23 protein-coding genes are annotated in these 25698 nt (G+C 59.6%); 7 read left to right on the forward strand and 16 right to left on the reverse strand.

Annotation, left to right across the window (positions count from 1 at the left end):
* The first annotated feature begins 140 nt into the window (after positions 1–140).
* Positions 141–3224 carry a hypothetical protein gene (locus ACS5RD_RS18065; RefSeq protein ID WP_489928544.1) on the forward strand — a complete coding sequence of 1028 codons (3084 nt, stop codon included), beginning with the start codon at positions 141–143 and terminating at the stop codon, positions 3222–3224.
* A gap of 89 nt (positions 3225–3313) precedes the next feature.
* Here the strand turns inward: ACS5RD_RS18065 and hppD are convergent, their stop codons facing one another.
* Positions 3314–4399, reverse strand: a complete 1086-nt coding sequence (gene hppD, locus ACS5RD_RS18070; RefSeq protein WP_489928545.1) for a 4-hydroxyphenylpyruvate dioxygenase — start codon at positions 4397–4399, stop codon at positions 3314–3316.
* A 132-nt stretch (positions 4400–4531) separates the two neighbouring features.
* On the opposite strand from hppD, the gene ACS5RD_RS18075 reads away from it, so the two are divergent.
* Positions 4532–4987 (forward strand): Lrp/AsnC family transcriptional regulator, encoded by a 456-nt coding sequence (locus ACS5RD_RS18075; RefSeq protein WP_054004722.1) that lies wholly within the window; start codon positions 4532–4534, stop codon positions 4985–4987.
* 60 nt (positions 4988–5047) lie between these two features.
* The gene (locus ACS5RD_RS18080) at positions 5048–7009 is read left to right on the forward strand and encodes a cation:proton antiporter domain-containing protein (RefSeq protein WP_489928546.1); all 1962 of its coding nucleotides are present in this window, start codon (positions 5048–5050) and stop codon (positions 7007–7009) included.
* A gap of 44 nt (positions 7010–7053) precedes the next feature.
* Here ACS5RD_RS18080 and ACS5RD_RS18085 read toward each other — a convergent pair whose 3' ends face one another.
* From ACS5RD_RS18085 to ACS5RD_RS18105, 5 genes are all read right to left on the reverse strand, one after another.
* A complete protein-coding gene (locus ACS5RD_RS18085; protein ID WP_054004630.1) occupies positions 7054–7563 on the reverse strand; it encodes a CarD family transcriptional regulator in 510 nt (169 codons plus the stop codon).
* A 290-nt stretch (positions 7564–7853) separates the two neighbouring features.
* Entirely contained in the window at positions 7854–8192 is a 339-nt protein-coding gene (gene fdxA / locus ACS5RD_RS18090) for a ferredoxin FdxA (RefSeq protein ID WP_054004631.1), read from the reverse strand.
* Between the two features lie 48 nt (positions 8193–8240).
* A complete protein-coding gene (locus ACS5RD_RS18095) occupies positions 8241–8558 on the reverse strand; it encodes an RNA-binding S4 domain-containing protein (RefSeq protein WP_489928547.1) in 318 nt (105 codons plus the stop codon).
* 14 nt (positions 8559–8572) lie between these two features.
* Positions 8573–11494 carry a helicase-related protein gene (locus tag ACS5RD_RS18100; RefSeq protein ID WP_489928548.1) on the reverse strand — a complete coding sequence of 974 codons (2922 nt, stop codon included), beginning with the start codon at positions 11492–11494 and terminating at the stop codon, positions 8573–8575.
* A 15-nt stretch (positions 11495–11509) separates the two neighbouring features.
* Positions 11510–12025, reverse strand: coding sequence for a tetratricopeptide repeat protein (locus ACS5RD_RS18105; RefSeq protein ID WP_489928549.1), 516 nt, complete (start codon positions 12023–12025; stop codon positions 11510–11512).
* Between the two features lie 108 nt (positions 12026–12133).
* On the opposite strand from ACS5RD_RS18105, the gene ACS5RD_RS18110 reads away from it, so the two are divergent.
* Both ACS5RD_RS18110 and ACS5RD_RS18115 read left to right on the forward strand, forming a co-directional pair.
* Entirely contained in the window at positions 12134–12421 is a 288-nt protein-coding gene (locus ACS5RD_RS18110; protein ID WP_489928550.1) for an SCP2 sterol-binding domain-containing protein, read from the forward strand.
* Positions 12418–13350 carry an alpha/beta fold hydrolase gene (locus ACS5RD_RS18115; RefSeq protein WP_489928551.1) on the forward strand — a complete coding sequence of 311 codons (933 nt, stop codon included), beginning with the start codon at positions 12418–12420 and terminating at the stop codon, positions 13348–13350. The genes ACS5RD_RS18110 and ACS5RD_RS18115 overlap by 4 nt, the downstream gene beginning before the upstream one ends.
* A 41-nt stretch (positions 13351–13391) precedes the next feature.
* Here ACS5RD_RS18115 and ACS5RD_RS18120 read toward each other — a convergent pair whose 3' ends face one another.
* From ACS5RD_RS18120 to ACS5RD_RS18135, 4 genes are read right to left on the reverse strand one after another with little or no spacing between them, the layout of a single operon-like run.
* Positions 13392–14117, reverse strand: coding sequence for a proteasome-type protease (locus tag ACS5RD_RS18120; RefSeq protein ID WP_054004637.1), 726 nt, complete (start codon positions 14115–14117; stop codon positions 13392–13394).
* 28 nt (positions 14118–14145) lie between these two features.
* Positions 14146–14955, reverse strand: coding sequence for a transglutaminase family protein (locus tag ACS5RD_RS18125; protein WP_489928552.1), 810 nt, complete (start codon positions 14953–14955; stop codon positions 14146–14148).
* Complete coding sequence (locus ACS5RD_RS18130) at positions 14955–15902, reverse strand: alpha-E domain-containing protein (RefSeq protein WP_054004639.1); 948 nt, start codon at positions 15900–15902, stop codon at positions 14955–14957. The genes ACS5RD_RS18125 and ACS5RD_RS18130 overlap by 1 nt, the downstream gene beginning before the upstream one ends.
* 3 nt (positions 15903–15905) lie before the next feature.
* Positions 15906–17318, reverse strand: coding sequence for a circularly permuted type 2 ATP-grasp protein (locus ACS5RD_RS18135; RefSeq protein ID WP_054004640.1), 1413 nt, complete (start codon positions 17316–17318; stop codon positions 15906–15908).
* 222 nt (positions 17319–17540) lie between these two features.
* Between ACS5RD_RS18135 and ACS5RD_RS18140 the strand changes: the two genes are divergently transcribed.
* Positions 17541–19394, forward strand: a complete 1854-nt coding sequence (locus ACS5RD_RS18140) for a M3 family oligoendopeptidase (RefSeq protein ID WP_489928553.1) — start codon at positions 17541–17543, stop codon at positions 19392–19394.
* On the opposite strand, the gene ACS5RD_RS18145 is transcribed toward ACS5RD_RS18140, so the two are convergent.
* The 6 genes from ACS5RD_RS18145 to ACS5RD_RS18170 all read right to left on the reverse strand — a co-directional run bounded on the left by ACS5RD_RS18145 (position 19391) and on the right by ACS5RD_RS18170 (position 25227).
* A complete protein-coding gene (locus ACS5RD_RS18145; protein WP_489928554.1) occupies positions 19391–20347 on the reverse strand; it encodes a capsular polysaccharide export protein, LipB/KpsS family in 957 nt (318 codons plus the stop codon). The two genes, ACS5RD_RS18140 and ACS5RD_RS18145, sit on opposite strands and share 4 nt — an antisense overlap.
* Entirely contained in the window at positions 20344–21333 is a 990-nt protein-coding gene (locus tag ACS5RD_RS18150; RefSeq protein WP_489928555.1) for a Gfo/Idh/MocA family protein, read from the reverse strand. The genes ACS5RD_RS18145 and ACS5RD_RS18150 overlap by 4 nt, the downstream gene beginning before the upstream one ends.
* A gap of 60 nt (positions 21334–21393) precedes the next feature.
* Positions 21394–22191, reverse strand: a complete 798-nt coding sequence (pssA, locus tag ACS5RD_RS18155; protein WP_489928556.1) for a CDP-diacylglycerol--serine O-phosphatidyltransferase — start codon at positions 22189–22191, stop codon at positions 21394–21396.
* Positions 22188–22880 carry a phosphatidylserine decarboxylase gene (locus ACS5RD_RS18160; protein WP_054004644.1) on the reverse strand — a complete coding sequence of 231 codons (693 nt, stop codon included), beginning with the start codon at positions 22878–22880 and terminating at the stop codon, positions 22188–22190. The genes pssA and ACS5RD_RS18160 overlap by 4 nt, the downstream gene beginning before the upstream one ends.
* Positions 22881–22979: 99 nt before the next feature.
* Positions 22980–23876 (reverse strand): RNA polymerase sigma factor RpoH, encoded by an 897-nt coding sequence (gene rpoH, locus ACS5RD_RS18165; protein ID WP_489928557.1) that lies wholly within the window; start codon positions 23874–23876, stop codon positions 22980–22982.
* Between the two features lie 280 nt (positions 23877–24156).
* The gene (locus ACS5RD_RS18170; RefSeq protein WP_489928558.1) at positions 24157–25227 is read right to left on the reverse strand and encodes an RluA family pseudouridine synthase; all 1071 of its coding nucleotides are present in this window, start codon (positions 25225–25227) and stop codon (positions 24157–24159) included.
* On the opposite strand from ACS5RD_RS18170, the gene ACS5RD_RS18175 reads away from it, so the two are divergent.
* Complete coding sequence (locus ACS5RD_RS18175) at positions 25226–25543, forward strand: DUF6476 family protein (RefSeq protein ID WP_054004646.1); 318 nt, start codon at positions 25226–25228, stop codon at positions 25541–25543. The two genes, ACS5RD_RS18170 and ACS5RD_RS18175, sit on opposite strands and share 2 nt — an antisense overlap.
* Positions 25544–25698 lie beyond the last annotated feature (155 nt).

Raw genomic sequence — 25698 nt, forward strand, 5'->3', positions numbered from 1 at the left:
AATGCTATGACGTTGACCGCAAGCCATTCCTTGGCGGCACGCCTGCCTTTTTCTTTCCTTCGGCAAAAAGCTGCTATAGGAAGGGCAAAACCAGCCGTAGAGCGTTTCCGGCGGTGCCCCCAATGTGCTAGACCCGTGAAATGAAACCAGCTTTTGCACTCGACTTCCGGGATGAAACCATCAGCTTGCTGCACCGCTCTGGCGGTGGTTGGCAGTTGGTGGGGGCTGTTCCGCTTGACACGCCCGATCTGACCGAGGCTTTGGGCTATCTGCGCGCCACAGCCCTTGGCCTGTCGCCACGCGGGATGACCACCAAGCTGGTGATCCCGAATGACCAGGTCCTGTACCTGACCGTCCATGCACCGGGGCCGGATGAGGCCACGCGCCACGCGCAGGTTGTGGCGGCGCTTGAAGGCCGCACGCCCTATGATGTCGCCGATCTGGCGTTTGATTACACCGGCTCCGGGCCAGAGGTGCAGGTGGCGGTGATCGCCAAAGAGACCTTGGCCGAGGCGGAAGGTTTTGCCGCCGAGCATCGCCTAAACCCGATTGCCTTCGTCGCGGCCCCCGAGCCCGACAGCTTTGCGGCAGAGCCTTGGTTTGGCCTGTCGTCGCTGGCCCCTTCGCTGATCCCGAAAGGCGCAAAGGTCGAGCGCGACGGTCGCCCGGTGATGATCGTGGCGCGCAGCTTTGGCGCTGCGGCGCAAGTGGTCGAAGCTGTTGTTGAGACGCCGGTTGAAGCGCTCGCACCGATACTGCAGAATGCGCCAGAGTCTGAGGTTGTGAGTGAGCCTGAGGTTTTGGAGCCAGTGGTTGCGGAACCTGTGGCTGTGGTTGAGCCGGAAGTTGTGGTTGAACCGGAAGCTGTCATCACACCAGACGATCTGTCCGAGACGGAAATTAGCCCCGAGCCCGAAGATCTGCTTGCGGCGGAGGCTGTGTTAGCCCCCGAAGCCTATGTTGCAGCCGCCGATGATATCCCGCCTGCAGCGGTTGCGGCGGAAGAAACTTGGCGGCCTGCCGATTATGCGTCGCGCGCCGCCTATGAAGATGACGCGCCGCATATGCCATCGCGGCCCGCCTCGCCACTAGATGACGACAATGCATTGATTGCGGCCCTCGCCGATACGCTGTCGGCGCCGATCCCGCAGCCTGCGCCACCATCCCCCGCTCCGCCTGCGCCGCGCAAGCCGGTGGTCGAGGTGGAAGAAGCGCCGATGGCTTTGGACGTCTCTGATGATGCGGCTGAGGCTGATGAGGTCGAGCCGCAGGGCGCTGATGCGATCCGGGCCGCGATTTCGGCCAAGGCGGCACGGGTGATTGATCCGATCATCGCCGATGATTTGCCGCCGATGCCTGCGGCTGCGGCTTTGGGTGCGTTCTCCAGCCGCCGTCAGGGCAATGAGACGCTGCTGAACAAAGCCCCGGCGCTCGGGGCGGCAAAAGCTGGAGTGCCGCGCCCGACCGCTGCAAAGCCGCTGGCTGCGATTCAAGGCTTTGGGGCGCAAGGCTTGGAGACGCAAGGACCGGGGATCGCGCGCGCGCCAATCGCAAAACCGGATCTGGCGGCGAAACCGACAAAGCCCGGCAAACCCGGTTTGCGCGGTCTGTCGGCTTTGGTCTCGGGCTCAAGTGCCGCTGCGACCAAACCCCGCACCAAGGTCGCGATCCCTTCAGCCCTGCCGCCGCTGAAATCCACCGATGCTGCGGGTGCAGGCCTGCCCAAGCCGCAAGTGACGCGCCCCGCCGCGGCTCGCGGCCCCGGTGGCTTTGCGGCCCGCGAACCGGTGCGCGGCAAACCGCGTTATCTTGGGCTGCTGCTGACGGTGGTCTTGCTGTTCCTGTTGGCGATGATTGCGGCTTGGTCTTCCTATTCGCTTGGCGCTTGGAACACCGGGGCAGAAGCGCCGGTGCAGGTTGGCGCGGACAATCCAGACGGCACGGACGTTCCTGCGGCAGAGATGCCGGATGCCAATGATGAGATGTTGGCCGATATGCAGGACCCGGCAGAGTTGTCGGATACCGCTTCGGCCAGCGATCCAGCCGTGCCTTCGGTTGAAGGCGCAGTGGCCTCGCCCGATGCGGCGGATTTGAGTGGCCCCAGCGCCGAGCCTGCGCCGGCGCTGGATGTCGCCGCTGAGACCACAGCCCCTGTGAACCCGACGGCTGGCACCGATGATGAGATTTTCCTCGCCTCGATGGATGCCGCACCCCTGCCGCCCGATCCGCTGTCGCTGGTGCAACCACTGGCGCAGGGCGACCAGATGCCCGCCGCACAGCCTGCGCCGCCGCCGTTTGGCACGGTGTATCAGTTTGAAGCCAATGGCGCGATCACGCCAACGCCCGAGGGGATCATCACGCCCGAGGGCGTTTTTCTACGGGCGGGCAAGCCGTCTCGGGTGCCAACCGCGCGCACCGAAGCGGTGATCGCGGCGGCGGCGGCGACAAACCCAACGGTTGCAGCAGCAGCCCAGCCCGATGCGGCGGCGCCCCCCGCAGCTGCGCCGCCTGTTTATGCTGATCCCGCCTTGGCGGGCAAAAAGCCAAAAACCCGGCCCGCGGGGCTGACGCCGCCCGCTGCAGCCGGTCAGGGCGCCTTGGCACCCGAGGTCGATAGCCGCTTTGCTGGGCTGCGCCCAACCGCCCGCCCCAGCAGCATCCTGTCGGCGGGACGCCAAGCGCAGCAAGCCTCGGCTGCTGCGTCGCTGACCGCACAGGCCGAAGCGCTGAACCAAGAGGCGGCCTTAACCAGCGGGTCGAAGCTGGCAGTGGCGATCAGCCGCAAGCCTGCCGCGCGCCCGCGTGACCTGAGCCGCGCCGTGGAAGCCGCTGTCGCAGCCGTCGCCCGTGAACCGCAGCCTGAGCCAGAACCCGCCGCAGAGCCGCAGCCGCGATTGGCGGCGGTTCCCGATAAGAATTCCAGCGCCGAAGCTGATGGCGAGCCGGATGTGGTTTCGGCAGCACCGAAAATCCCGACCAAGGCGACGGTAGCAAAGCAGGCGACGTTCAAGAATGCGATCAACCTGTCAAAGTTGAACCTGATCGGGGTTTATGGCACGCAATCAAAGCGTTACGCTTTGGTGCGCACAGCCGCAGGGCGCTATAAGAAGGTCCGTGTCGGGGATACGATTGACGGCGGCGGCCGCGTCGCTGCGATCACCGCCACCGAAGTGCGCTATCAAAAAGGCGGCCGTCTGGTGGCCTTGGCGATGCCCAAGGGCTAGGCGATTTGCGGTTTGCTTGAACGACACTGCGCGCCAAGACCTGCGCGCAGCGTGATGGTTCTGCGTCAGATAGACCCAAACCGCCTTAATCAGCCAGCCGTCAGCACGCCTCGATCAATCTGATCCTGCTCGATGCTTTCGAACAAGGCCCGGAAATTGCCCTCGCCAAAGCCATCATCGCCTTTGCGCTGAATGAACTCGAAGAATATCGGCCCGATCACGGTTTTTGAGAAGATTTGCAGCAGGATGCGGGTCTCGCCACCATCGACCACGCCCTCACCATCAATCAGAATGCCATATTTCGCCATCGCCTCCAGCGGTTCCTGATGACCTACCACGCGGGTTTTCGACAGCTCATAATAGGCGGTCGGCGGCTTCGGCATAAACTTCAACCCGCGTGCGGCGATCTCATCGGTGGCGGCGTAAATATCCTGCGCGCCGACCGCGATATGCTGGATGCCTTCGCCGTTGTAACGCTTCAGATATTCGACAATCTGCCCGGTCTCACCGCGATCTTCGTTGATCGGGATGCGAATACGCCCGCAGGCAGAAGTCAGCGCGCGGCTGAACAGGCCAGAGTGTTTGCCCGCGATGTCAAAGAAGCGGATCTGCTTAAAGCCGAAGATTCTGCCATAGAAATCAAACCACTTGTCCATATTACCCTTGTGGACATTATGGGTGAGGTGATCGAGATAGTAAAAGCCGACACCCTTGGGCTGATGATCGGTGAAGGTGAAATCCTTGTAGGGGTTCGCCGCGCCATATTGATCGACGAAATAGATCAATGAGCCGCCGATACCAACAATCGCCGGAACCTCCAGCGTCTTCGCGCCCTCAAACGGCACGGCCCCATTGGCCACCGCATGGGCAAACGCCTGCTTCGCATCGACCACCCGCCAGCCCATCGAGGGCGCGCAGGGGCCATGCTGATCGACAAAATTGCGGCCATGGCTGCCGGGTTCGTCGTTCAGGATATAGGTGATGTCGCCCTGCTGCCACAACTCGATCGCTTTGATGTTGTGCCGCGCAGTCAAGCTGTAGCCCATGCGGGTGAACAAATCGCGCAACTCTTGCGGATTTGGGTGGGCGAATTCGACAAACTCCATACCATCGGTGCCAGCCGGGTTAGCGGCGCTGATGCTGGCTTTTGCGGCGGAATGCGGAAACGGTCCCATGGCGTGCCTCTTTTGACTGCGTTTCGTCATAATAACGCATTAGTGACACGCTGTTTGCGCGTAGTTGGATTGTATTGTGGCAATCGGCGCGCGATACACGCGGGATATATGAATTTGACGCGAGAAACCCGCATGCTGGACGCTATCGACTCACGTCTGCTGGCCGAGATACAGGTCAATGCGATGCTGACGGCGCAAGAACTGGGCGAGCGGTTGAACCTGTCGCCCAGCCAAGCCGCGCGGCGCAGGCAGCGGTTGGAGGCCGAGGGTTTTGTGGTGGGTTATGCGGCGCGGCTGTCGCCCGCCAAGGTTGGGCTGACGGTGCAGGCCTTTGTGCAGGTGCAGATGGCAACCCATTCGCCCGATGCCGCGCGCAGTTTTGGTACACTGGTGTCCACCTGCCCCGAGATTGTCTCGGCTTGGACGCTGACCGGCGAGGCCGACTACCTGCTGCGGGTCTGGTGCGCCGATCTGCCGGATCTGAACCGAGTGATCCACACGCTTTTGCTGCCGCATCCAGCGGTGGCGCGGGTGCAAAGCCAGATTGTGATGGACCAATTCAAGGCCGATGCCCCGCTGCCAACTTAAAGCTGTTGCCGAGCTAAATGTGTTGCTGATGTAAAGCCCCTGCCAATCTGAAAGTGCGTGATGGAAAGTTTTCTGCTGCAAGCCTCAATCTACCTTGGTGCCGCCGTTTGCGTGGTGCCTTTGGCGGTGCGCTTGGGCTTGGGCTCGGTGCTGGGCTATCTGGCGGCCGGGATACTGATGGGTCCAATTCTGGGCATTGCAGGTGCCGAGACCGCCGATCTGCAGCATTTTGCCGAGTTCGGCGTGGTGCTGATGCTGTTCCTGATCGGGCTGGAGCTCGAGCCGAAATCTTTGTGGGAGATGCGGCACAAACTGCTGGGCATGGGCGGCGCACAGGTGGTTCTGACCACGGGCAGCGTGGCTATCGGCTTGATTTGGTTCGGAGTTACGCCTGCGGTGGCTTTGGTTCTCGGCATGATGGCTTCACTGTCATCCACCGCCATCGTGCTGCAAACCCTGTCTGAAAAGAACCTGATGCGCACCATGGGCGGGCGCTCGGCTTTCTCGGTTTTGCTCACCCAGGATATGGCAGTGATCCCGATGCTGGCGATCATTCCGCTTCTGGCGCTGCCGGAAATGGTTAGCACAACCGCCGAGGTCTACGGCGTCAGCAATCCGCAGGAATTGGTCGAACAGGCCGCAACCTCACAACTGATCACCACGGTGCAATCGCTGCCGGGTTGGGGCGCGGGTCTGCTGACCTTGGCGATTGTCGCGGGGATCGTGCTCGCGGGCCATTATCTGAGCCGTCCGATTTTCCGCTTTGTCCACGCCGCCAAACTGCCCGAGATGAGCACATTTATCAGCCTGCTGATGGTGCTGGGCATCGCGTTTCTGATGATGCTGGTGGGGCTTTCCCCGGCTTTGGGCACCTTTGTGGCCGGCGTGGTTCTGGCGAACTCGGAATTCCGGCATCAGCTGGAAGCTGATCTCAAACCGTTCAAAGGACTGCTGCTGGGGCTGTTCTTTATGACCGTCGGCGTCGGCATCAACTTCAAAATGCTGGCGCGCGAGCCGATGATGGTGCTGGGGCTAACCCTTGCGCTGATGCTGCTGAAGGCGCTGATTCTGGTGGCGATTTCGCTGGTGTTCAAGCTGAAGCGGCAAGACCGTTGGCTGTTTTCGCTCAGCTTGGCGCAGGGCGGCGAGTTCGGTTTTCTGATCGTCAGCTTTGCGCGCTCCGAAAGCGCGTTGCCCTTGGCGGCTGGCCAAATGGGGCTGCTGGTGATCAGCCTGTCGATGCTGCTGACGCCCCTACTGTTCATCGGTTACGACTGGTTGACCGCGCGTTTTGCCCACCGCACGCCAGATCAAGCCCCCGATGAGATTGACGAAAAAGGTCAGGTGATTATCGCCGGGATCGGGCGGTTCGGCCAAGTGGTCAATCGGCTGGTGCGCACCTCTGGCATTCCAACGGTGGTGCTCGACAACGATATGACCACGATTGAAACCATGCGCAAATTCGGCGTGAAGGGCTTTTTCGGTGATCCAGCGCGGCCCGAATTGCTCGAAGCGGCGGGTCTGTCAGAGGCGCAGGTGATCGTCATCGCGGTGGATGATCACGATACCGCCACGCGGATCGTGCGCTATGCCAGATCACGTCGCCCCGATATTCACATCGTTGCGCGGGCGCGGGATCGTGTGCATGTCTATGAGCTGTATCAGGCCGGTGCCAATGACATCGTGCGCGAAACCTTCGACAGCTCAATCCGGGCCGGGCGATATGTGCTTGAAAACATGGGATTTTCCGAATACGAGGCTGCGAAAGTCTCTCAGGCTTATTTCCGTGTCGATAGGGGGGCGATGCGCGATCTGGCCGAAGTCTGGGTGCCCGGCCAGCCCACCCATTTGAACGACGCCTATATCGCGCGTGCCAAACAGCTCGACCGCGATCTGGAAATTGCGCTGATGGAGGAGTTACACGAGGTCAAACCGATGGCTGCAGAGGAACCCGCCGAGGTGATGGAGGCCATGCTGTTCCCCGATATGGATGAGCCACGCGACAGACTGGCAGAGCAATAAAAAAGGCGGCCCGAAGACCGCCTTTTCCGAAATTTCAAACCAGATCAGGCAGCGCGGCCAATCAGCACATCGCCGACCTTCTTCTGCGCACCAGCTTCATCAACGCCAGAGACGGCGGCAACTTCACGGGTCAAACGCTCCAGTGCCGCCTCATACAGCTGACGCTCAGAATAAGACTGCTCGCGCTGATCATCGCTGCGATGCAGGTCGCGCACGACTTCGGCAATCGCCATCAGATCGCCCGAGTTGATCTTCTGTTCATATTCCTGCGCCCGACGTGACCACATCGCACGTTTAACCCGGGCCTTGCCCTTCAGGGTATCCAGCGCTTTCGTGACCAGATCCGGCGAAGACAGCGAGCGCATGCCCACATCCGTGGCCTTATGGGTCGGAACCCGCAATGTCATCTTGTCTTTTTCAAAGGAAATCACGAACAGTTCCAACACGAACCCAGCGATCTCTTGTTCTTCAATCGAGATGATGCGGCCAACGCCATGGGCAGGATACACAACGAACTCATTCGGACGAAAATCAGGCTTCTTCGATTTGGTCATTCAGTCGCTTCCTCGAGCAGGAGTCTGTTCCGCAAAAAATATGACCGCTCCGGGAAATCACCCCGAACAACGGCTTCTATTTTCGGCTAGATTTTCACCCCAAGCGGGCAGCTTTGAGGTTTGTGCAGGCATCCGTGTTTATTTGTAACTTCTGTATAACACAAAAATGCACTGATTCCAACCACCGCAGCAGATCAACGCATGCGCTTTACCCATTGGAATCACGGTATTTTCCGGGTTGTACCTGATTCGTGACGCCTGCTATACCGAATCAGCAATGCATCATTGGCTCAGTTGCCCTGCCCCGGCGCTTCCGAGAAATACTTCTCACGCTTGTCCGTTTCGCCATCGCGGTCTTCGTATCCCGGCATCGGGTCTTTTTTGGTGACGATCACCGGCCACATTTCGGAATATTTACGATTGAAGGTGACCCAAGCGTCCATATCCGGCTCGGTATCCGGGCGGATTGCGTCGGCCGGGCATTCCGGCTCGCACACACCACAGTCGATGCACTCATCCGGGTGGATAACCAGCATGTTCTCGCCTTCATAGAAGCAATCCACCGGGCAAACTTCGACGCAATCGGTGTATTTGCACGCAATGCAGTTGTCGATCACAACGTAGGTCATGGGGCAGGCTCCTGTTTCAGCGTCGCCTTACTACGAAAGCTGGCGCGATCATTCAAGCGGTGCATCGGCGGTTGGTGCAAGATCGTGATAAAGCGCTTGGGCTTCTTGGGCTGGGCCCCGACGTTCCGACAGCGCCAGCACGCGGACCACCCGCAGACTGCGGCCCTGCGAAAAAGTCAGCGTATCACCTTCCATAACGCTATGCCCCGGCTTTTTGCAGCGCTGCCCGTTCAGCCGCAGATGGCCGCTTTCGATCACTTGAGCGGCAAGCTCCCTATTCTTGAAGAACCGTGCCGCGAAAAGCCATTTGTCCAGCCGAAGTTTCGGCTGAACATCTTTTTGTGGTTTTGCCCCCGGCCCGGCCAATCAGATCCCGAAGATCAGAGCTTGGCCTTCAACGCCATCAAAGCGGCGAAGGGATTGTCGGGATCAATCGGCTTTTCAGCGCGCGGTGGGCGCTGTTCGTAGGTTTTTGGCTTGGTGTCGCGGTCATTGGGCTTGCCGCCATGCGGTTTGTTGCCCTTGTAGCCTTCGCGCTTTTCGCCCTCACGGCGCGGGCCACGATCAGACTGAGCAGGCTTGTCGCCTTCAACGCGCGGCGCGCGATCAGCACGGGGTCCACGCTCGCCAGCTGGCGCATCGCCTTCCTTCTTCGGGCCGCGATCAGGCCGAGGCCCACGATCCGGGCGCGGTCCACGCTCAGCCGCAGGCGCATCGCCTTCTTTGCGGGGCGCGCGCTCAGGACGCGCGGGGCGTTCCGGGCGGGGGCGTGGTTTTGGTGCCCAAGTGAAGGTATAGAACGACTCCATCTCTGGCACCGCTTCCGGGTCGGGCTGCACGAATGCCGATTCGCCTTCGGGGATCGGCTGCACCGGGGCGTCAGGATCAACTGCCACCGGGATCGGTGCCGCCTTGACCTTGGCGCGCTCGGCCTTTTCGCCCTTGTAGCCCAAACCGCCCATCAGATCGTTGAACTGCTCCAGCGTCATGCCGGTGATCGACAGCATATCCGGCGTCGCTTCAAACCCCGCGCGGCTGTCTTTGGTGCGCAGGATATCGGCCAAACGCTCCAGCATATCAATGCGGATCGCCCGCGCGCCTGCCGGGTGATAGCCCGCAAGCGTGTAGTGCATCTTCGGCACTGCCGGGATGTTCGGTATCGTCACCAGACCCGGAGGCGGGCTTTCGGGGAATTCATCCAAGCCGTTCCACAAAGACCACAGCACCAGCCGCAGCCGGGTCGGCGCGGGTTTCAGCAGTGCGGGCAGGAACACGGTGAACTGACCAAAGCGCACGCCATGCTTGCGCAACGCGCCGCGGGCTTCCTGATCCAGCTCTTTGACTTCATTGGCGATGTTTTCGCGCGGAATCACGCCCAGACCTTCGGCCAAGCGGAACGCAAAGCCGCGTGCCAGCCCGGTCAGGGTTTCATCGCGGCCCATCGCCAGCAAAGGCTCGAAGTTCGCGGCGACCTTGCGGTCGATGAAATGCTGCAAACGACGGCGCACCTTGTCGGCGACATCCGGGCCAGCTTCTTCATCGACAAACGCTTCGACGCCGGGGCGCGCGGGTTCAGCGCCCTTGATCAGCTTGCCCATCGCTTGGGTGCCCCACATCAGGCCGCCCTGCTCGGTGAAATCCAGTTCGGTGTCGGGTGCGTTATAAAAACGATCCGCCCGCAGATGGAATTCCGGCTTGAGCGCCGCGAAGGCCGCTTGCCGCAGCGTTGCCGCCTCTTCATTGGAAGTGGTCGCATCCTGACGGAAACGGAACCCCTCAAGACGGCCGACGAACTCGCCTGCAACCGTCACTTCGCCTTTGTCATTCACCTCGGCCACGAGGGTCTCCTTCTGCTTCAACCGCCGCAACAGCACAGACGTGCGCCGGTCAACAAATCGTTGCGTCAAGGCGCTGTGCAATGCGTCTGACAATCGGTCTTCTACAGCGCGAGTCTCGGCGCGCCAATGGCTTTCGTTCTCAACCCAGCCCTTGCGTTGCGCAACATAGGTCCAGGTGCGGATATAGGCCAGCCGTTTCGAGATGGTATCGATGTCGCCACCGGCTTTATCTATCCGCGCGATGGCCTTTTCCAGCCAATCCGATGGGATGCGGGTTTGCGCAAGGCCGCGCCCGGTCAGGAAATCGAAAATTCGCGCGAGCAAAGTGAAATGCTCATTGCCCGAAGCATTGCGGAAATCGGGGATGCGACAGACCTCCCACAGCAGTTTGATGCGCTGCGGGGTGTTCAGCTTTTCGCGCACCTCGGGCAGTTCCGACAGATATTTCAGCGCCAGAACATCATCGGCATCGCGGGCGCGGGCCAGCCATTTGTTCTGCGTCGGGGCTTCCAGTGAGCGCACCAGCCGTTCAACGCTGCCGAACTCCAGATCATGATTGCGCCATTCCAGCTTGCGCACCGGGTCAAAGCGATGCTCTTGGATCGCCTCAACGGTTTCCTCGTCCATCGGGCGCACCTCGCCCGTCACCCCGAACGTGCCGTTCTCTTGATAGCGCCCCGCCCGCCCGGCAATCTGCGCGAGCTCCTGCGGATACAAAGCCCGCATCCGCCGCCCGTCAAACTTCGACGTTGCCGCAAAAGCGATATGCTTGATGTCCAGATTTAGCCCCATGCCAATCGCATCGGTCGCCACCAGATAATCGACATCGCCGTTCTGATACAATGCCACCTGCGCATTGCGGGTGCGCGGGCTCAGTGCGCCCATCACCACAGCACAACCGCCTTTGGTCCGCCGGATCAACTCAGCAATCGCATAGACGTTTTCTACAGAAAACCCAACGATTGCAGAACGTTCCTGCATCCGGCTGATCTTTTTCGACCCGGTATAGGTCAGTTCTGAAAACCGCTCGCGCTTGATAAACTGCACATTCTTGATCAGCCCCGCGATGGCCGGACGCATGGTTTCTGCGCCCAGAAACAGCGTCTCATGCAGCCCCCGCGCCCGCAGCAGACGGTCGGTGAACACATGGCCGCGCTCAGGGTCAGCACAGAGTTGAATCTCATCCACCGCCACGAAATCTGCGCCCATATCCTGCGGCATCGCCTCAACCGTGCAGACCCAATACTGCGCGCGGTCGGGCACGATGCGTTCTTCGCCCGTCACCAGTGCCACCACTGATGGCCCGCGCGAGGCTACAATCCGGTCATAAACCTCGCGCGCCAGCAGACGCAGCGGCAGGCCGATGACCCCAGTGCGATGTCCCAGCATCCGCTCTATCGCGTAATGGGTTTTTCCGGTGTTGGTCGGCCCAAGCACCGCCGTCACCTGTCCGGCAGCCATCATCTCTTTGGCCCTGCCCTATAGGTCTTTGCCCTGAAGCTCGGTTTCAATCCGGCTTACAGCTTCCACCACCCCCGGCGCATGGGGGTCGATCTTCAGCACCGCCTGATAGACCTCCAACGCCTGCGTGGGCTTGCCGAGTTCCTCAAAGATCGAGCCCAAGCCCGAAAGAGCGCCAAAATGCCGAGGATTCAGCGTCAGCACATGGCCAATATCGGCAATCGCCGGACCAAACTGCCCAAGTTGATAATAGGCGGTTGCCCGCGCATTCCAGCCTTCGGCAAAATCCGGCGCATGATCAACCAGCGCCGTCAGGTGCTGCACCGCCACGTCAGGTTGACCGTTCGCCATCGCATCCTTGCCGCGCTGCAACAGCAAATCCATCGCAGGCGAGCCGGATTTCGACCATTCCATCCAGATATCAGATTCGATCTGTTCCGCTTCCGCCGCATCCGCCTTTTGCAGACGGGCGAAAAGGCCATCCAGTTTGTCGGTTTGTGCTGCAACCGGCAGGCATGACAGAAAAACCAGCATAAATGCCGCAACGATACGATTGTGTAACGAATGATGCGCTTTCATAAGGGTATAGGTAACGCAACGGGCAGGGAATTCCAGCCCTGCCTGCACAGATCGGAGAATGTGATGAGCGATGTGATCTCGACCGCCGTGGCGGCTTTGGCGAAAAAGCTGCCGAATGGCTTTGATGGCGTGGCTAAGTTTGTGCTGGTGGGCGAAGGCGCGATTATGGTCGACCCGAACGGCGCGCGGGCGGGAGATGAAGAGGCGGATGTGACGCTGATCGCCGAGCCGGAAGTGTTTCAAGCCATGCTGGCAGGCGAGATCAACCCGACCACCGCGTTTATGACCGGCAAGCTGAAAGTCGAAGGCAGCATGGGCCTTGCCATGCAACTCGGCGCGGCGATGTCGTGAGCGAGGCTCCGCTTTACGACATTGCCGAAGGGCCTGCGGGCGGGCGCGGCTTTTGGTTGACCGCCGCGGATGGCGTGCGGTTGCGCGTGGGTCTGTGGACGCATGATGGCGCGCAAGGTACCGTGCTTTTGTTGCCGGGGCGGACCGAGTATGTCGAGAAGTATGGCCGTGCAGCGGGCGATCTGCGCGCGCGCGGCTTTGCGACTTTAGTGATTGATTGGCGTGGTCAGGGTCTCGCCGACCGCGGCTTTGACGATCCGATGAGCGGTCATGTCGGTGATTTCGCTGAATATCAGCTTGATTTTGACGAGATGGTTAGCTTCGCCCGCACCCAGGGCCTGCCCGAACCGTATTACATGATGGCCCATTCGATGGGCGGCTGCATTGGCCTGCGGTCGTTGATACGCGGCGCGCCGGTGAAGGCTGCCGCATTCTCGGCCCCAATGTGGGGGATTCTCATCGCCGCTTGGATGCGGCCGATGGCCGTGGCGCTGACCACCGCTTCACGCTGGTTCAAGTTTGACGACCGCTATGCACCGGGAACCGGGGCGAAATCCTATGTGCTGACCGCCCCCTTCACCGGCAATTCGCTGACCACCGATGCCGAGATGTGGGATTACATGCGCCGACAAGCGCTGGCGCATCCCGAACTGAGCCTCGGCGGCCCAAGCCTTGGCTGGCTGAAAGCGGCGCTGACCGAGTGTCACGCACTGACCCTGCTGCCTTCGCCGAAAGTGCCAACCATCACCGCGCTTGGTGCACAAGAAAAGATTGTCGATACCGCGCCGATTCACGCCCGGATGGCAATCTGGCCAGACGGGAGGTTGGATATTTACCCCGGCAGTGAACATGAAGTTCTGATGGAACGCGCAGCATCGCGCAGCCGATTTTTCGATACTTCAACGGCGCTTTATCTGAAACATCGCTGATCCAATACCCGGATTTCGTCAAAGTAATCGTGGTCTTAGCCTCACAGGGTAATCTGCGTGAACCCATCGCGCAGGGCTTTGGACCACGCTTCGGACATCGCGCGGAAACTTTCGTCCCCCGCTTCAATCCGGCGCTTGCGGCTAACCCGGCAAGCGTCTTTCTCGATCACGCACAGATCCAGCGGCATCCCAACGGAAAGGTTCGAGCGCAGGGTTGAATCCATCGACAGCAGCACGGCCTTTTCGGCATCCGCCAGCGAGGTTGCAGGCTTCACCACCCGGTCCAGAATCGGTTTGCCATATTTATGCTCACCGATTTGCAGGAACGGCGTGTCTTCGGTGGCTTCGATGAAATTGCCCTCAGGGTAGATCAGGAACAGCCGCATCGCCCCGCCCCGACGCTGTGCGGCGACGATCATGCTGGCCGAAGCGCTTTGCTTCATCGTCGCCATCTTCTCATCAATCTCTTGCCGCACGCTGGACAGCGTATTGCCAATGATCAACGCGACCTTCAGCATGGTCGGCGCTTTCATGATTGAGGTGGTCTCAGACGCGTCCGGATCGTCAATCGCCTCACGCAGGCGTGCGAGGGTGGTTTGCGTCACCGACAGCGACCCGGCAGTGACGATGGAGATCACCCGTTCACCCGGTTCTTCAAAATGGAACATCTTGCGATAGGTCGCGATGTTGTCCAAGCCCGCGTTGGTGCGGGTATCCGACAGCAACACCATGCCCGCATTCAACAAAAGTCCGACGCAATAGGTCATGGCACACTCCGATTCAAGTCGGGGGAACCTATTGCTCCTGCGTCTGGACCGCAACCGTCACTGACAAGATTTCCGAACCCGAGCCGCGTGAAATCCCCCGAATCGGCGCTGCATCTTGTGCGTCTAAGCCCGATCCCAGCCGGATATAGCGATCATCCGGGCAGCAGCGGTTCGCCGGATCAAAACCGATCCAGCCGATGCCTGCGATATATAACTCACCCCAAGCATGCGCCGCTTCGTGATCCATGCCGTCTTGCCCCGATTGCAGATAACCCGAGACGTAGCGCGCCGGAATTCCCGCCGCTCTGGCTGCAGAAATCAACGCCTGCGCGTGATCCTGACACACGCCTTCGCCTTGCGCCAAAGCCTCTGCCGCCGTGGTCCGCGCGCGGGTAGAGCCGGGTTTGTAGGCGATTGCATCCGAAATCGCATCGGTCAGATCGTGGCAGCCTGACAGCGGCGTATCGGCGGTCACAATAATCTGCGCCAGTTCCGCCAAGGCTGCATCAGCGAAGGTCGCTTCAGTTCCGCGCAGATAGGCCTCTGGTGGCACCAGCTCTTTATGACCGCGCAAAATCCCGGCCAAATCGGTGGTCAACACCCGCCCCGACACCCGCACCTCGATCTCATCCACCGGGCCCGCCACCGTCCAGCCCTGCACCCAATCGCCCGCGCCATCGCGAAACGCACTGCCCAACTCGCCGCCGGTCATCGTCACCGACCAATCTAGCACCTTTTGGCCGTCAAATTTCGACGGCATCAAGCGATGGCTTTGCACCACGCCGCGCACCGGGCGGTCATAGCGATACACCGTGACATGTTCGACGCTGAGCAACATTATTGCATATCCCCCGAGAGATAAGAATTGTGGATGATCGCGCCCAAGCCCGCCGCCTCACCGATAAAGCGGGTCAGAAACTCGTGCAGACCTTCTTCAAAAATCTGCTCGGTCGACTGATTCTCCAGATCATGCAGCAGCCGCGCCGCCACCGATTGCGCCTCGGTTTCGCGGCCATAAAGTTTCGCCAGACGGGTCAAATGGTTGTTCACCCCCGCCATACAGGTGATCAAACTGCGCGGGCATTGCGGGTTCAAAATCAGGAAATGCGCGATCTTGCCAGAGGTGATCTCACCGCCGTAAGCCCAATGAAACGCCCGATTTGCCGACATTGCGCGCAACAGCATCGACCATTGATCATTGTCGAGGCCGCTTCCGACGTAATCGGCGCGTGGCAGCAGAACGTAATACTTCACATCCATCAGGCGCGCGGTGCTATCGCCACGTTCCAGATAATAGCCGATATTCAATACGTTATAGCCATCGTTGCGCAGCTGGGTTGCATCAATCGCGCCGCGCACCATCGCCGTATGACGCGTCACCCAATCGGTCAGACGCGAGAGTTCATGCGGCGTGGTCTGCGCCGAAAGCTGGCGCAGTTCCTGAAACGCGGTGTTCAGCGCATCCCAGACTTGCGTGGTCAAAGCCGTGCGGATGATGCGGGCATTCTCGCGCGCATTGGTGATGCAGGACGCAACCGAGTTCGGGTTGTCGCGGTCGAAAAACAGATAGCTCTCGATCTGCGACTGCATAGGCGCGCCGTATTTCGCGGCATAGCCATTGGCGTTACCCGAGGCCCGCAGCAAACTGTCCCAATCGTTGCGATATCCCTGCGCGGTGGGCAGCAGGGATATCCGCGCCCCCACTTCCAGCAGACGCGCGGCGGTTTCAGCCCGTTCCATATTGCGGGCGATCCAATAAAGGTTGTCAGCGGTTCTTGAAAGCATGATCTACTCCGCCAATACCCAAGTGTCTTTGACGCCGCCGCCTTGGGAGGAATTCACCACCAGCGAGCCTTCGCGCAAAGCCACCCGCGTCAGCCCCCCCGGCACCAGTTCAATGCGTTCGCCGACGAGGCAATAGGGGCGCAGATCGACGTGACGCGGCGCGATGCCTTCTTCAACAAAGGTGGGCGTGGTAGACAGCGCCAAGGTCGGCTGGGCGATATAGTTCCCCGGATTGGCAAGGATCAAACCACGGAAATCCTCTACCTGCTGCTTAGTCGATTTCGGCCCCACCAACATGCCATAGCCGCCCGAGCCGTGAACTTCCTTCACCACCAGCTCATGCAGGTTCTCGGTGACATATTTCAGATCCGACGCCTCGCCGCATTTCCATGTCGGTACGTTGCTCAGGATCGGTTCTTCGCCCAGATAAAACCTAATCATTTCCGGAACATAGGTGTATACCGCCTTGTCATCGGCCACCCCCGCCCCCGGTGCCGAGCAAATCGACACCCCGCCAGAGCGATACACATCCATCAGCCCTGGCACGCCCAGCATGGAATCGGGGCGGAAGCACAAAGGGTCGATGTAGTCATCATCCAAGCGGCGGTAGATCACATCAACGCGCTTTGGGCCTTCGGTGGTGCGCATATAGACAAACGCGCCGTCAACGAACAAATCCTGGCCCTCGACCAGTTCAACGCCCATCAGATCGGCGAGGAAGCTGTGCTCGTAATAGGCCGAATTGAAATGCCCCGGCGTCAGGATCACCACGGTCGGCTCGCGATCACATTTGGCGGGCGCGACGGAGGCAAGCGTGCGGCGCAGTTTATCGGGGTAGCTGTCGATCGGCTCAATGCGGTTTTCACGGAACAGGTCGGGGAACATCCGCATCATCATTTCGCGGCTCTCCAGCATATAGCTGACCCCGGACGGTGTGCGGCAGTTGTCCTCCAAGACATAAAACTCGCCCGGTCCGGTCCGCACGATGTCGATGCCAACGATATGGGAATACACGCCTTTTGGCGGGATAAAGCCGCAGACGGCCTTCTCATAGGCCGCATTTTGATAGACCAGCTTGCGCGGAATGCGGCCCGCTCGCACGATCTCACCGCGGCCATAGACATCGACCAGAAACGCGTTCAAAGCCCGCGCGCGCTGCTTGATACCGCGTTCCAGCTTGGCCCATTCATTGGCGGTGAACACGCGGGGGAACATATCAAACGGGATCAAGCGATCCGGGTCGCCGCCCTCTCCATACACCGCAAAGGTGATACCGATGCGGCGAAACAAAGCCTCAGCTTCCGCCTGCTTGGCCAGCCGGATATCGGCCGGCATATCCGCACTCCAGCCTTCCAAACCGGCATAAGGCGGGCGCACCGCGTTATTCTGGAACATTTCGTTGAAATAAGGGGTCATGCCGTGCCGCCTTTTCGTGCTGATTAACCCAAGTAAAGGCTGCCGCGTTTGCGCCGTAAAGGGCAGAAGATTGAAAGCGCTTCGATTTTCACATATCCGCCCGAAATAACCGCAATATGCCGCCTAAATTATAGGCAAACCGCTTTGCTCACCTTTCCGCGCGCCGCCTTGCACAACGCCCCCTTTGCCCCCTAGATACATCCAACAAGCAAAGAGGTTCCCATGTCGCTTCCCCAAATGCTCCCCTTGGCCCGCCCCGGCCAACAACGCCCGGTTTTTGACGCCCGCAGTGGTTCAAACACATTCGGCGATCTGCCCGATTGGGATCTCAGCGACCTTTACCCTGCCCCCGATGCGCCGGAATTGACGCGCGATATGGCGTGGCTGGACAAGGCTTGCGCTGATTTTGCCGCCAAGTATGAGGGCAAACTGGCGGGTCTGAGCGCCGTCGAACTGCTGGCCTGTGTGACGGAGTATGAGGCGATTGACGTGATCGCGGGCCGGATCGGGTCTTATGCGGGGCTGCGCTATTATCAGAATACGATGGATTCAGAGCGCGCCAAATTCATGGCCGATGTGCAGGACAACATCACCAATTTCACCACGCCTTTGGTGTTTTTCAGCCTTGAGTTCAACCGCTTGGACGACGATCTTCTGGCAAAACTAACCTCCGAGAACGCAGACCTAGCCCGCTACAATCCGGTGTTCGCCCGCATGCGCGCCATGCGCCCGCATCAGTTGTCCGATGAGATGGAGAAATACCTGCACGACGCCTCGGTTGTCGGTGCCTCAGCTTGGAATAAGCTGTTCGATGAAACCATGGCAGGCCTGATGTTCACCGTGGCAGGTGAGGAAGAGGACCTCAACCTTGAAGCCACGCTGAACCTGCTGACCGATGCCGATCGCGCCAAGCGCGAGGCCGCTAGCCATGCTCTCGCCGCCGTCTTTGACAAACATATCAAGCTGTTCGCCCGCGTTCACAACACCTTGGCGAAGGAAAAAGAAATCGAAGATCGCTGGCGCAAGATGCCCAGCCCACAATATTCGCGCCACCTTGCCAACCATGTCGAACCCGAAGTGGTTGAGGCTTTGCGCAATGCCGTTGTCGCCGCCTACCCCAAGCTCAGCCACCGCTATTACAAACTGAAAGCCAAGTGGATGGGCCTTGACCGTCTGCAAACCTGGGACCGTAACGCACCACTGCTGACCGAAGCGCCGCGTTTGGTGAACTGGGCCGAGGCCACGGAAACCGTGCTCTCCGCCTATGCCGCTTTCGATCCCCGCATGGCCGAAATCGCCAAGCCGTTCTTTACCGATGGCTGGATTGATGCGGGCGTCAAACCCGGCAAGGCTCCGGGGGCGTTTGCGCATCCGACCGTCACCACAGTGCATCCTTACGTTATGCTGAACTACCTCGGCAAACCGCGCGATGTGATGACGCTGGCGCATGAATTGGGCCACGGGGTACATCAGGTGCTGGCAGCGGGTCAGGGCGAACTGCTCTCCTCGACCCCCCTCACCCTTGCAGAAACCGCATCGGTGTTCGGCGAGATGCTAACCTTCCGCAAACTACTCGACGGCGCGAAAACGCCTTCCGAGCGCAAAACCCTGCTCGCGGGCAAGGTGGAAGACATGATCAACACCGTGGTGCGCCAGATCGCGTTCTACGATTTCGAATGTAAACTCCACGCCGCGCGGGCGGAAGGCGAGTTGACGCCGGACGACATCAACGCACTCTGGATGTCAGTGCAGGCGCAGTCTTTGGGCGAAGTGTTTGATTTCGCAGATGGATATGAAACCTTCTGGGCCTATATCCCGCATTTTGTCCACTCGCCGTTCTACGTCTATGCCTATGCGTTTGGCGATGGGTTGGTGAATGCACTCTATGCCGCCTATGCCGATGGCCTGCCGGACTTCCAAGAGAAATACTTCGAGATGCTGAAAGCGGGCGGCTCGAAGCACCACAAGGAACTGTTGGCCCCGTTTGGGCTGGACGCGAGCGATCCAAAATTCTGGGATAAGGGCTTGTCGATGATCGCGGGCTTTATTGATGAATTGGAAGCGATGGAAGACTAACGCTGCGCAAAGTAGCCTGTTGCTGCAATCTTGGCCAAAACGTCTTCGCCAAGGCTTGGGGATTTCAGCGACAGGCAGTTTTGCTTGTAAAACCAATAGAGAAATTCTGCATATGGCCAGTCACGGGCCTCGGCACGGGCGATGGCGGCATCAAAATCATGCCTGCTGCGCACAACTTCGGTGCAATGGTGAAAATCCGCCTGCCCGCAGGTGATCACTGGGCGGTCATGCACCATGGCCTCAATCCCGACGGCAGAGTTGATCGTGACCACAAGCGCACAGGCATCCAGAATATCGTGGACATTGGCATAGCTGATCTGAAGCCGCGCGTCTTTTTGGCTTTGACGTACCAGCCATCCAAATGTGTCAAAATTAATGTCCATCGGATGCGGTTTCACGATGATTGGACGCGGATCCGCGCGAGATAACAAGGCTTTGATCATCCGTCGCATCGTGACGTAAAGCGCCTCAGTGACGCCGCGATGGCTTTCGGTTTGCAGAAATACGGCGATGCAGCCGTGCGGCAAAGGCAGCTTTTCAACAGGCTGATCATATCGCGATTTGCGCTTGGCGGCGGTGGTGGCATAGAGGTCTGCCTGAAATTGTTTCGCCGCGAAACAATCAATCTCCGCCGCGTCAAACTGTTCAGCTGCAATCGACGACAGATAGCGGGTGCCGACCGGATCAAGATAGTAATAAGGCGCGATATAGGCGGAGCCGAAGTTCAGCGCCCTTGGGTGCTGGATTTCACCGCGATCAAAAATATGGAATGCCTGATCCGCGTCGATTTGCGCCAATGCGGTGTCGCGGTTGTGGGGTCGCAATTCACAGACAGCACCCAGCGGCGTCAGCGCCTGCATAAGCGGGCCATAAGCCTGCCTGCGCTCCCAAGCAGAGTCCAGCAGCCGTTTTGGCACATGGAAGCTGAGTGGGAACGCGGTGGGTATGCTCACAGGGTGATCTCAACCCCAACCTTGAACACGGTGTCGATCATGGCTTGGGTGCCGCGGATGAATTCCAGTGGGCAGGGATAGGCGACGCCGTCGCGCACCGAGCGGCCAAACGCCTCGACTTGCAGCACATAATGGTTCGCGGTTGGGAAGCGTTCGGTGATCACCTTGTTGCCGTTCTGGTGCAATTCAATCTCGGCAATATCGTTGTAATTGGCGTTGAACGGGCCGCCATCCAGCCGGATCATGCCTTTGTCGCCTTGGAAGGTCACCACTTGCCGATTGTAAAGCCGCATCGAGGTGATCGACTCGTAGGTGAAGCGGCCATGCGGGCCGTCCATGATGCCCGACACTTGCGCGAAGGTATCGACGCCATTCTCAAGGATCAGCCGCGCGGCAATATCAACGGGTTCTGATCCGGTGACAAAGCGCGCCGAGCCAAAGGTATAGACGCCGATATCGCGCAACGAGCCGCCGCCCGCTTCGGGCCGGTTGCGGATGTTTTCCATATCGGTCAGGCAATAGGTGAAGGCGGCATCAACATGGCGCAGGGTGCCGATCTCGCCAGCCTCAAGCCATTTTTTCGCCAACTGCCACTGCGGATGATGCACGATCATATAGGCTTCTGCCGCAAGCAAGCCCGAGGCATCCCGCGCGGCGATGATCTGATCGATCTCAGACGCCTGCATCGCGATCGGCTTTTCGGTCAGCACATGTTTACCCGCCGCCAGCGCTTTCAGCGTCCATTCGACATGCAAATGGTTCGGCAGTGGCACATAAACCGCGTCAATCGTGGGGTCGGCGAGCAGTGCCTCGTAAGTCGAGTGGATCTTCAAACCGGGGCAAAACGCCTGAAACCCGGCAGCTTTTTCTGGGCTAGAGGTTGCCAAAGCCGCCAGCTCCGCGCCTTTTGCCGCATGAATAGCCGGAGCCATCTGCTCTTTGGCGAAATTCGCCGCCCCCAAAATACCCCAACGCACTGGCTTCATCTCATCAATCCCCTATGCTTCGCGGCGAAACTAGCGGGCCTGACATGTTAGCGCAATCGCTTAGGCCTCGGGGGTGGCGTCTTCCACAGCTTTGCGCGGTTTTTTGATGAACGTATAGCCGAGTGCCGCAAGATAGGCGCAATCGACCAAGGCCAGCGTGATCCAAGGATAGGTTAGCAAGGCCGCAACAAGCGCGACAAAGGTCAGCAGCACAAAGCTGACATTCTCAGCATAAATCGTGGCACGCTTGAACGACGGGGTGCGAAACCGCCCCACCATCAGCGCGCCCACCAAGGCCATCCAAAGGGCGACCAACCCGGTGGCATGGGGGGCACCGTCGCCCAGCGCGAAGGCCAGAAACATCGGCAGCATCACCAATAGCGCTCCAGCCGGAGAAGGAACACCTTGGAAGCTATTGGAATCGTTGTCAGGCTGGCGATTGCCGATATTGAAGCGGGCAAGCCGCAAAAGGCAGGCCACGGCGTAAATCAGACAGGCGATCCAGCCCTCGGCACGCATGCCCTGCAAGGCCCAAAGATAAGTGATCAGCGCCGGAGCCACTCCGAAATTCACCAAATCGCAGAGGCTGTCGAGTTCAGCCCCCATATCGGATTCGCTTTTCAAAAACCGCGCAAGGCGGCCATCAAGCCCGTCCATCACCGCCGCCGCGATGATCAGGGCGACGGCCAGACCAAACCGCCCCTCAATCGCAAAGCGCACCGCCGTTAGCCCCGCACACAGCGCCGCCACGGTCATAAAATTTGGGATCAACTGCACGATATGCAGTTTTTTGCGCGGACGTCGCCCGGTTTTTTCCGACTGCGGTTCGGCTGACTGCGGTTCGGCGGGCACCTTCATTCCCGCACTGCCGCGCGGCGCAGCATATCGCGGTCCAATTCGGCCAGCACGGTTTCGCCGCCGACCATGGTTTGCCCCAAAGCCACCAGCGGCTCGACCCCATCCGGCAAATAAACATCCAGGCGAGAGCCAAAACGGATCAGGCCGAAACGCTCACCCGTGCGCAAGGACTGGCCTTCCGACACAAACGGCACGATGCGACGGGCGACAAGGCCCGCGATCTGTACCACGATCAGCTGGCGGCCATCGGGAAGCTCCAACAGCAGGCTATTCCGCTCATTGTCTTCTGACGCTTTATCCAGCGAAGCGTTGAGGAATTTACCCGGACGATACGCCATTTTGGCAATGCGTGCGGCAATCGGCGCGCGGTTCACATGGCAATTGAACACCGACATGAACACCGAAACCCGCGTCAAAGCATCATTGCCCGCGCCCAGCTCCGGCGGCGGCACTGCGCGTTCAATCAAGCTGACAACGCCATCTGCAGGCGAAACGATCAGGCCGCGCCCTTGCGGCACCGAGCGCTTGGGGTCGCGGAAAAAGTAATAGCACCAGACGGTTGCGCCAACGCCGAGCCAACCCAACGGATCCCATATCCAAAACAGCACCAGCGTGATGACGGCGAAGATGCCGACAAACTTATAGCCCTCGCGGTGCATCGGTTTCAGAAAGGTTTCCAGCATGGTCATAGGGTGGCCCTTTTATGGCGCATCAGTTTGATCCAGCTGTTTAGCCTTTGCGCAAGCGTGGCGCAACCTTTGGGCGCAAGATGCGCCCAAAGGAATATCTTAGGCCGGTATCACCATGCCCTTGCCAACGGCCAAAGACCGCATCCGCTCCTGCAGCTTTTCAAACGCACGCACTTCGATCTGGCGAATACGCTCGCGGCTGACACCATAGATTTCCGACAGCTCTTCCAGCGTGATCGGGGTTTCCGACAACCGGCGCTTCATCAGCACGTCTTTTTCACGATCATTCAGCGCCGACATCGCCTGATGCAGCAGGTCCATCCGAATGTCGAATTCGTCGCGCGCCTCGTAATCGCCGGCCTGATCGCTGTCTTCATCTTCCAGCCAATCCTGCCACTGCGTCGTGCCTTCACCGTCCGAACCAACAGTTGCGTTCAGCGAAGCATCACCGCCGGACAGACGCCGATTCATATCGACGACTTCATGCTCCGACACGTTCAGATCGGTGGCAATGCGGGTGACGTTTTCAGGCCGCAGATCGCCTTCTTCCAGCGCGCCGACCTTGGCTTTGGCTTTGCGCAGGTTGAAAAACAGCTTTTTCTGCGCGGATGTCGTGCCCAGCTTCACCAAAGACCACGAGCGCAGGATATATTCTTGGATGCTGGCCCGGATCCACCACATCGCGTAAGTGGCCAGCCGGAAGCCTTTTTCCGGATCAAAGCGTTTGACCGCCTGCATCAGACCGACATTGGCTTCGGAAATCACTTCCGCCTGCGGCAGACCGTAGCCGCGATAGCCCATGGCAATTTTGGCCGCCAAACGCAGGTGGCTGGTGACCATGCGGTGCGCGGCCGGGCTGTCTTGGTGATCGACCCAGCGCTTGGCCAGCATGTATTCTTCTTCGGGTTCCAGCAGCGGAAACTTGCGGATTTCCTGCATATAACGGTTCAGCCCCTGTTCCGGGCTGGGGGCTGGCAGATTTGCATAGGTGCTCATGTTTGACGCTCCCTCATTCGCCCGGTGCAGTTTCGCCCCCGGGGCAGTCGAATTTATGTATGCCAGATGCAGGCTTCAAGCATCTTACACACAACTTCTTTAACGAAAGATGGTTCCACTTCCGTCGTAGCGGAAGGTTTGTAACATTCCGGTCACGGGAATGTTAGATCAGATGCACTTTGGTCATCCTCTGTGCTCAAATATCCCCGCCGGAGGCATACTCGGCACGCTAAGGAAGCCTCCGGCGGGGATATTTGAGCCAATGTGAACGGATCAGAGTTCAGACTTGCCCTTTGCGGAGCGCCGCCAGCAGCCCCTCTAGATCAGCGGGCAAAGGCGAGGTGAATTCCAGCATTTCGCCTGTCACCGGATGCGCGAAGCCAAGGGTCGCCGCGTGCAGGGCTTGGCGTGGGAAGCTGTTGCCCATTTCCGCCACTTCCGGCCCGAACAGTTTGGGCGAGACTTTTTTCTTGCCGCCATAGGTCTGATCGCCGACCAAACCATGGCCCGCATAGGCCATATGAACGCGGATCTGATGGGTGCGCCCAGTTTCCAGCCAGCACTCCATCAGCGCAGCCCCGCCCTTAAAATCCTCCATCACCCGCGCGCGGGTCACCGCATGGCGACCCGAGTTCCATACCACGGCTTGGCGTTGGCGGTCGGCTTTATGACGCTCCAGATGGGTGGCGATTTTCAGGATGCCACCGGCCTCGAACGTGATGCCCTTCAGGCCGCGGATGCGCGGATCATAGGCCGAGGGCACCCCATTCACCACCGCCAGATAACGGCGGTTCACCGTATGGGCCTCAAACTGCGCAGCAAGCCCATGATGCGCGCGGTCGGATTTCGCCACCACCAAGAGGCCGGTGGTGTCTTTGTCGATGCGGTGCACGATGCCGGGGCGCCGTTCGCCACCAATACCCGACAGCGTGTCGCCGCAGTGATGCAGCAAAGCGTTGACCAAGGTGCCCGAGGGCGTACCGGGGGCGGGATGCACCACCATGCCTGCAGGCTTGTCGATCACGATCAGATCGCCATCCTCCCAGATCACCGACAGCGGAATATCTTCCGGCAAGGTCGCCACATCCACCGCAGGCGCAAGGATCAGCGTATAGACCTCGCCCTCTTTTACCTTGGTCTTGGGGTTGGTCACTGCCACGCCATTCCGCAAAACATCGCCTTCGTCGATCATCTTCATCAAACGCGAGCGGGATAGGGCAGCTTCCTCTGGCACCGCCGCCGCAAGCGCCTTATCAAGACGAGGGGCCGCGTCTTCGCCAATCACGATGATCAGACGGTTGCCCGCCACATCGCCATCCACAGCGTCTTCGTCTTCATAAGGGCTCGCCATGTCTGACACTCCGATCGAGCCGGGCTTGCCGCCCTCGCTCCGCTTGTTGAAAGTTCTGGTGATCGTGCTGATGATCACCATGATTGGCGGTGTCATAACCGTGGTCGGCCTGCTTGTCACCCGTATGCCGAACGCAAACAGCCTGAGCCCTGCCCTGCCGGCAAGCTTGCAAATGCCCGCCGGGGCCACGGCGCAGGCGATCACCATGGCCCCCGGCTGGATCGGCGTTGTCACCACCGACAACCGCATCCTGATTTTCACGCCGCAAGGCACGTTGCAGCAAGAGATCGCCGTAGCGCCAATTCCCACGCCATAAACCAAGCTTTGTCTTGACCAGATACAGCCAGTGATCTTTGCTGAACCAGACCGAGTTTGAGGATGCCCGCGCGATGAAGATGTTGCGGTTTTTAATGCCGGGCCCCGATGCAGCTGCGCAAATCAGCACTCAATTACAGATGCTTACGGCGGTCG

The sequence above is a fragment of the Cypionkella sp. PAMC25878 genome (assembly GCF_058135695.1).